The organism is Thalassospira sp. Z349TD_5, assembly GCF_056173045.1.
Window position 1 is genome coordinate 1,744,314 of sequence record NZ_CM149654.1, and the last position, 8,187, is coordinate 1,752,500.

Genomic DNA, 8,187 nt, shown 5'->3' on the forward strand with positions numbered 1-8,187 from the left:
GTAAACTCCGCATTTGTCGAAAAATGAATTTTATCCTATCACTTAGGGTAATGAACGAAATTCAGTTCTTACAAACCACATCGCGGTGCAAAAAAGTGGATTTTATACAATCCATTCCAATACCGCGCAGACCAAGGGAAAAAGGACGCAAAAATGTCTGATCAGCGCCACGTGATTTCGCGTAAAGACTATAAAGAACCTGACTTTTTTGTAGAAAAGGTCGAACTGGTCTTTGATCTGGAACGAGAGGTCACAAACGTCAAATCGCGCCTTTTCATACATGCGAATCCTGCGCGGGGTACCGGCGTTGACGACGAAGTTTTCCTGCACGGCGAGGACATGAAACTTGTTTCAGTCAGCATCAATGAGCGCCGTCTTGCATCGGGCGATTTCACCGTTGATCAGGAAGGTCTGCGTTTTACGGCACCCCGCGAAGCCTTCATCGCGGAAATCGAAACCCAGATTTCACCAGCCAACAATACGCGCCTAGAAGGTTTATACGTTTCGCAAAGTGCCTTTTGCACCCAGTGCGAGGCCGAAGGTTTCCGCCGCATTACCTATTTCCCGGATCGTCCCGACGTCATGGCGGCCTTCAAGGTCACCATCAATGCGGATAAATCATCCTGCCCGGTGTTGCTGTCAAACGGCAACCTGATTGATAACGGTGATCTCGACGGCGGGCGTCATTTCGCGGTGTGGGAAGATCCGTTCCCCAAACCGTCCTATCTGTTTGCACTGGTGGCGGGCGACCTGGCCTGTGTCGAGGATAGCTTTAAAACCGTTTCGGGGCGCGATGTTGCGCTGCGCATCTTTGTTGAACATGGCAACGAAGATCGCTGCGACTATGCGATGGACAGCCTGAAACGCTCCATGAAGTGGGACGAGGACGTCTATGGTCTTGAATATGATCTTGATCTGTTCAACATCGTTGCCGTGTCGGACTTCAATATGGGCGCGATGGAAAACAAAAGCCTTAATGTCTTTAACGCCAAATACATTCTCGCCAAGCCCGATACCGCGACCGACATGGATTTCGAATTGATAGAATCCATTGTGGCCCATGAATATTTCCACAACTGGTCGGGCAACCGGGTAACCTGTCGCGACTGGTTCCAATTGTCGCTCAAAGAAGGCCTGACCGTTTTCCGCGATCAGGAATTCTCCGCCGATCAACGATCCCGTCCGGTGCAGCGGATTAAGGACGTCGCGCAATTGCGTGCCCGTCAGTTTCCCGAAGACGGCGGGCCGCTGGCCCATCCGGTCCGTCCCGACAGCTATATGGAAATCAACAATTTCTATACCGCCACGGTCTATGAAAAGGGCGCCGAACTTATTCGCATGATGCATACGCTGCTCGGGCCCGATGGCTATCGTAAGGGCATTGACCTTTACTTTGATCGCCATGATGGGCAGGCCGTGACCTGTGATGATTTCGCCAAGGCCATGGAAGATGCCAACGACATCGATTTCACCCAGCTCAAACTTTGGTATTCACAGGCCGGCACGCCGAAACTTTGGTGGGAAGGCGACTACGACGCCGATGCCAAACAATACCGTATCACCTTGACCCAGAAAACCGACCCAACCCCGGGTCAGAGCGATAAAAAACCGCTGCATATGCCGGTATCGATCGGGCTTCTTGGTGCCGATGGCAATGACCTGGCGGCCAAAACGGTTGAATTGACGCAAGCAACCCAGGACTTCGTCTTTGACGGTGTGACCGAAAAACCGGTCGTGTCGTTCAATCGTGGTTTCTCGGCCCCGGTCAATGTCATGACCGATCAGCCCGACGCAGAACTTGCCTTCCTGATGGGCAATGATGCCGATGCGTTTAACCGCTGGGAAGCGGGGCAGAAATACGCCACCCGCCTGATCCTGTCGGCGATTTCCAATTTTGAGGAAAATGACGGCAATGCCGATACGGCCTTAAATGATGTGGCAGTTGCGGTGGATGCCTTTATTGGCGCGATGCAGGCGACTCTTTTGAATGACGGGCTTGATAAGGCGTTCCGTGCGGATGCGCTGGTTCTGCCGGGTGAGGAGTTTATTTCCGAGCAACGCAAACCTGCCAACCCGGACGCCATCCATCAGGTCCGCAATGCCCTGCGCAAGCGCATTGGCGTGGCCCTGATGGATGACTTCGAAAACACCTATCATCAAAACGCCTCGAACGCGGCCTTTACCCCCGATGCTCTATCGGCCGGGCAACGTGCCTTGCGCGCAACGGCTCTTGGCTATCTGGTCGCATCTGGCGAAGCCCGCTTTGCCGATCTGGCGTCTGATCAGTATAAGGCGTCCGATAACATGACCGATCAGATGGCAGCCCTTTCGGTGCTCAACCATCTTGATCATCCGGGCCGTGCGGATGCCTTGGCTGATTTTGAAAATCGCTTTGCCAAGGACGGTGTTGTTCTTGATAAATGGTTCGCGCTTCAGGCGATGTCATCGCGCGATGATACCTTGGCGCGCGTCAAGGATCTGATGGGGCATCCGGCCTTTACCATGCGCAATCCCAACAAGGTCCGGTCGCTTATTGGCGCATTTGCCATTGGCAATCCGCGTCATTTCCATGCCAAGGATGGCTCGGGCTATGAATTCTATACCGATCGTCTGATTGAACTTGATGACATCAACCCGCAGGTGGCCGCACGTTTGTGCGCACCGCTTGGCAAATGGGCGAAATATGATGACGACCGGGCCGACATGATGAAGGCTGCCTTGCAGCGCATTCTGGCCAAGGAAGACATCTCGCGCGATCTGTATGAAATCGCGTCAAAATCCGCGGCGGCGTAACAGGTTATCCGCACGGTGATTTTGCGATCTCCATTAAAAACGGCGGCTCCTTGCGGGGCCGCCTTTTGCGTTATGTGTGTTGGCGAGAATGCCGGGATTAGATTACGTCAGTTTCATCCGCTCGCTAAAGGCCCGCATCCGTTCTGAAAGGTTGCGCGCCATTTCCGAAAGCTGATGGCTGGCGGTGTTGAGGTCATGGGCATTTTTACCGGTGCTTTGCGCACCGTCATTCACAAACTGGATCATTTCATCCATTGATCCGGCACCCGCCGCAATTCGCTGCACGTTTTCGGAAATCTCGCCAGTTGCGCGCCGCTGTTCATCCACCGACTGGGTGATGGTTGACTGGATGTCATTGAGCTGATGAATAACGTCGCCAACCGTGCTGATAGAATGCGCAGCCTTCTGGACTTCCTGCTGGATGGCGGCGGTAAGTTCGCCGATTTTTCCGGTCGCACTTGCGGTTTGATCGGCAAGCGATTTAACCTCGTTGGCAACCACGGCAAAGCCCTTGCCAAGTGGCCCGGCACGTTCGGCTTCGATTGTCGCATTAAGCGACAGAAGCTTGGTGCGGTGGGCAACATCGTTGATCAGATCAATAATCGATCCGATCTCCGAGCTGGCCTTTTCAAGCGACCCGATATTGCGCTGACTTTCCTCGGCTTCCTGCTGTGCCCGATTGGTCACGTTGGATGCTTCGGATGCCTGACGGTTGATCTTGGCAATCGACGATGAAAGTTCCTCGACCGCCGTTGCAACATTCTGGGTGTTTGAGGCCGCTTCACGCGACACGTCAAGTGCCCCACCAGATTGCGCGACGGTATTTTCCGACTGGTTTGTCAGTTCGCTGGCAAGGCCAAGCAACCCTTCGGATTGTTCCGTCACCGATTGGGCAACACGCGCAACCTCGGCCATCATTTCCGTGATCGCCATGCGGCTTTCTTCACGTTCGGTTACCTTGTTCCACGCCAGCATGGTGCCCAAAAGAACATTGTCCTTGTCGCGCACCGGGGCCGCCAGAAGTTCAAGGTAATCGCGGTCATTCTGCATGACCTCGGTAAAGGGAAGATTGTCGGGGTTCGAAAGCTTGGTCTGGAAATCATCCCCAAGATTAAGGAAGTCACCCGAAACTGTATCGGTATTTCCGCCAACATAATCCTGCGCACTGGCATTAAGATAACTCAAAGTGCCCGCAGGTGTAATCAACGCTGTCATGGTGGGGGTATTTTCCACCATGTTTTGCAAGATCATGGCTTGTCGGACTGATTCGCGAAGACCAATCAGGGCTTTTTTCATATCCCCAATTTCATCCGACCCGACTTTGGGCAGATCAACATTGGTATCGCCGTTCGAGATGGATGTCATGGCACGGGCAAAGGCCCGCAAGTTGCGAAATACCGTTGTGCGCAACAAGACCCATCCGGCAAACCAGCCCACCACAAGCACCGCAACCAGGATTTCAATCGAAAGCATCCGCAGGTCGTTGGTCTGGGAATAGAAATCCGTAATGTCGCGGTCAAATGTCGCCTTGGCCCAAGTGCCGCCGCGTCCATCAGAAATCAAGATGTCAACCGCAGCACGCTGTTTTGCGCTGGCATTTTCACTGTCTTGTGTATTGGCCGCCTCGGGGGGCGTTGTTTCGGTGTCGCCGGGTTCTGCCGCATCACTACCGTCAGCAGCGGCAATTTGTTCATCCCCTTCGCTTGTTTGCCCATCTTCAAGGCTTTCAAACAAAAGAGTTCCATCAGTATCAAAAATCCGGAAATTGCCACCAAGCACCTTGCCAATGCCCGCCAATGTCGGCAGCGGATCAGTGACAACTTCAAGAAAACCAACCGCGCGGAAACCGCCCACGGGCAGGATAAAACTAAACACAGGGCGTCCGTCCGGTGTTGACCACATATAGGTCGCCGGTTTACGGGCTTCTGCCTTCTCACGGTTTTTCAGATATTCCAGAACCGCTGGATCATCGGTGATGCTGGCACCAAGTTCGGAATCCGATGTTGCCAGTTTGGTGAAGTTCTCGTCATAGGCCACCGTTTCGATCAGATCGAGCTCGCCTTGCACCACCTGACGGGCATTCGACAGAATGTTCAGCTCCGCCTTCATGCGGGTCTGATCATTTTCCTGAAAGCTTTTGACCAGGCTGCCTAGTCGCGACCATTCGTTGACAATGGGGGTAACCTTGTCGCCGTAATCCTGTGCCACGCGGGATCCGACAAAGAAATTGACTGTGCCACTGACCGAATTGTTCAAGGTTTCAATGGCAAAATTGCGATAGGTATCGCCAGTCCAAAGTAACATCCAGGTGACAGCACCTGACAATAGTAATCCCGTTACAAGCAAGATTCGCCGTAACGTCAGAAGGCTGTTGCTGCCTTCTGTCATAGCCGTCTTTGCGGCTTTTTCTCCCGTCATTCAAACACTCCAGAGCAAACCGTTTGTTTTTAGTTTTGATTGGGTGTCTCACTCCCGCCGGACCTACTTCTTAAGAGTAGCTCCACTAATCCAATCAGAGGTTAATTCGGAAAACAATCATTTACTTGGTGTCCCGTGCGGAAATTGCTGGGCGTGGCAACTTAAATTCGTGGGTTTTCGGGGTGAATTTCGCGCATTGGTTGGCGTTTCAAAGAAGGGTTTCGATGGGGCGCATTGAAAATATTCAAAAAAATATGCGAATGTGTGTGATAATCGTTTGCAATTACTTTTTCGATGTTCTATGACTGTCTTCGTCAAATGCAGACGGCAATGCCGTTTGTGACCCGGTCATCAGACTGACATGGCGTAGCTGATGACCTGTTTATCTTCGGGACTCTCTCTCCCCGAAGGTCGATCTCTCTCACTCGAGGGGCTGGTATCCGGATCATTGTGCGGGACAATGCCGGGGAAAATACCAGCCCCCTTTTTTTATCCAAAATTCTGTCCTTATGCTGTTTGAATGCGACGATGGCTTTTGATGCTCATCATCGGGCATCGGCTTTTTTGCCGCAATTGCACGTAATTGCGACCTTTATGTCTCTGATTGAACGGCTTTAGGGTTTTATAAACGGGCTGGCGGTTACAAAACTCCTTACCCTTAATGTCGTGAAGAAAGGCCAAGCGGATGGCTGGCGAGGACCCGACCAACAAACCCGATTTGCGGGCAGACCCAAATCCGGATGCCGGGCAAACGCCCGAACCCGAACAAAAACCCGAACCCGAACAAAAGGATGCACCACTTCCTGCATTCATTTATGGTCGGGACGGACGTGGTGATGCACAAGGACAGGGCAACCGCTTTGCTGATCGGCAAAACTTCAATGCATGGATAGGTGATATGGATCGTAAAACTCTCCTTGGCCTCGTGACCGGGGCTGGCATGCTGGGCCTGGTATTGTTCTTTGCGGGCATGCTGGTCGGTGCAGGCCTGTTCATGGAGTCCAGTGATACCGACACCGTTGCACAAAAAGACCCGGCACCGATTGAAATGCTGGCAACCGAACCGGACGCGCCCGTAATGAGCGAACCGGTGCCTGACCCTGAAATGGAACCGGCTCCGTCACAAGGCAATGCGCAAACAGATACAACGAGCAATGATCCCGTTGGCGATCTGATCGCGGAACGCACCGATACGCTCTCACAAACGGTACCAGATGCGCCCGAAGGGGATGAGACGACCTCAAACAATGCGGATGCCGCATCAGAGCCGATGGAAACACCAGCGGCTCCGGATCTGGATGAACCGGCCGATAAAAAAGCTCTGAGTGCGCCGGAAATTCGTGAAACAGAAGAGCCTGCTGAAACAGCAGAAGCCGAAGCCCCGGCCGCAGAGGAACAAGAACCCGCTACCGCACAGCAAACGGATACCGCCGAAAAAGCACCGGAGACCTCAGAGCCAATGACCTCGGAACCAGCAGAAAAACAATCCGAGCCCACGGCGGCGGCGTCCAACGAAGAGACCCCGTTCTCGGTTCAGGTTGGTGCTTTCAAGGTGCATGAAAATGCCAGTCAGCGTGCCGAAGAACTGCGCAAAACCGGGCTCGAAGTCGCGGTGGTCATTCGCGGTCCAGAGGGCGAGGGGGCATGGTATTATGTCCGTGTTGGTAAATATGCCAATCTCGCACAGGCACGCGATGATGCGGCAAAGATCAAAAAGAATCAGGGCGTTGATGGTTTCCCGGTACGCGCGGAACCCAATGACCGCGAAGTCAAATAGGGCCATCCCAATTTTGGTCGGCATATAAAGGTCGCTGTCGATTACAGCGCGCTTGTTTCACGGGGCGATACAGCAATGTATCGCCCCGTCTTTGTTTGTTACCCCGACGTCTTGGTCCGATTTTGTGAATTTGCCCGGATGGGGTTTGTTTTTGCGTTTCTTTTGCGGCATTCTACTTGCCATCACTGGGCAAAGGCTTTAGGCGGTAGGCCCATAAGCTCATTACAGGTGGCAGCAATGTTTCTTTGGCTGCTGCGCCGCAAGACAGGATGGCTGGCAGAACATGACCACGCATAAGGATTTCCCCAATCTTCATATTCTTGATCACCCGCTGATCCAGCATAAGCTGACGCACATGCGCAAGGTCGATACCTCGACCAAAACCTTCCGGCAGTTGCTCAAGGAAATTGCACTGTTGATGGGCTACGAGCTTACCCGCGAACTGCCCGTCAGCTATGAGGAAATCCAGACGCCGATTTGCGCGATGAAGGCACCGACCATTCAGGGGCGCAAACTTGCCGTTGTGCCGATCCTGCGTGCGGGGTCGGGCATGGCCGATGGCTTGATCGAACTGATGCCGTCTGCACGTATCGGTCACATTGGTCTGTACCGTGATCCCAAAACCCATATGCCGGTTGAATATCTGGTGAAATTGCCCGAAGTCGAAGGCCGCACCTTTATTCTGGTTGATCCGATGCTGGCGACCGGGAACTCGGCTGTGGCAGCAATCGATACGCTCAATAAATACGGTGTCGCGGACAAGGACATCCGCTTTATGGCACTGGTTGCCGCCCCCGAAGGGGTCAAGGTCTTCCAGGATGCGCATCCAGATGTGCCGATCTATACCGCTGGCCTTGATGAGAAGCTGAATGAAAAAGCTTACATCGTGCCAGGGCTCGGCGATGCGGGCGACCGTTTGTTTGGAACGCGCTAGTCTCTGCAAGACGACGGGGCGATCGAAAAACGACCATTAAAAAAGCCCGGCAAGAAGCCGGGCTCAGACTGCTGACAAAGTCCTCGCCATTGGCGGGGACTTTTGATTCAATGAGGGATGCTTAAGAAGAAGACATCCCATCAGGAAGAACTTGAGATGGTGACCTTGTCATCTCTGGTGCCATCGGATCATCTGCTGCGCAAGATTGACGCAGTGATTGATTTCAGTTTCATCCATGACCGTGTCGCGCATTTGTATTGCGCCG

5 protein-coding genes (1 of these 5 cut by a window edge) are annotated in these 8,187 nt (G+C 53.2%); 4 read left to right on the forward strand and 1 reads right to left on the reverse strand.

The features are described 5' to 3' along the window. Nucleotides 1-153: 153 nt before the first annotated feature. Nucleotides 154-2,793: an aminopeptidase N gene (pepN, locus tag AC0VXT_RS07835; protein ID WP_475548188.1), complete on the forward strand. Its 2,640-nt coding sequence runs from the start codon at nucleotides 154-156 to the stop codon at nucleotides 2,791-2,793. A gap of 102 nt (nucleotides 2,794-2,895) precedes the next feature. Here pepN and AC0VXT_RS07840 read toward each other — a convergent pair whose 3' ends face one another. After that, complete coding sequence (locus AC0VXT_RS07840; RefSeq protein ID WP_475548189.1) at nucleotides 2,896-5,211, reverse strand: methyl-accepting chemotaxis protein; 2,316 nt, start codon at nucleotides 5,209-5,211, stop codon at nucleotides 2,896-2,898. Nucleotides 5,212-5,896: 685 nt separating this feature from the next. Between AC0VXT_RS07840 and AC0VXT_RS07845 the strand changes: the two genes are divergently transcribed. The 3 genes from AC0VXT_RS07845 to AC0VXT_RS07855 all read left to right on the forward strand — a co-directional run. After that, nucleotides 5,897-6,988: an SPOR domain-containing protein gene (locus AC0VXT_RS07845; protein WP_475548190.1), complete on the forward strand. Its 1,092-nt coding sequence runs from the start codon at nucleotides 5,897-5,899 to the stop codon at nucleotides 6,986-6,988. A gap of 283 nt (nucleotides 6,989-7,271) precedes the next feature. Continuing rightward, nucleotides 7,272-7,922, forward strand: a complete 651-nt coding sequence (upp, locus tag AC0VXT_RS07850) for a uracil phosphoribosyltransferase (protein WP_022733600.1) — start codon at nucleotides 7,272-7,274, stop codon at nucleotides 7,920-7,922. Nucleotides 7,923-8,039: 117 nt separating this feature from the next. Beyond that, nucleotides 8,040-8,187, forward strand: partial view of an IS1182 family transposase gene (locus AC0VXT_RS07855; RefSeq protein WP_475548191.1) — the beginning only. Its footprint extends 1,280 nt past the window's final position; 148 of the gene's 1,428 nt are visible here — the first part of the coding sequence; its start codon is at nucleotides 8,040-8,042; its stop codon lies off the right edge, out of view.

What these genes read in the sequence shown, in the direction of transcription:
- pepN (WP_475548188.1), top strand. Translation starts at nt 154, where the DNA reads ATGTCTGATCAGCGCCACGTGATTTCGCGTAAAGACTATAAAGAACCT.
- AC0VXT_RS07840 (WP_475548189.1), bottom strand. Translation starts at nt 5,211, where the DNA reads ATGACGGGAGAAAAAGCCGCAAAGACGGCTATGACAGAAGGCAGCAAC.
- AC0VXT_RS07845 (WP_475548190.1), top strand. Translation starts at nt 5,897, where the DNA reads ATGGCTGGCGAGGACCCGACCAACAAACCCGATTTGCGGGCAGACCCA.
- upp (WP_022733600.1), top strand. Translation starts at nt 7,272, where the DNA reads ATGACCACGCATAAGGATTTCCCCAATCTTCATATTCTTGATCACCCG.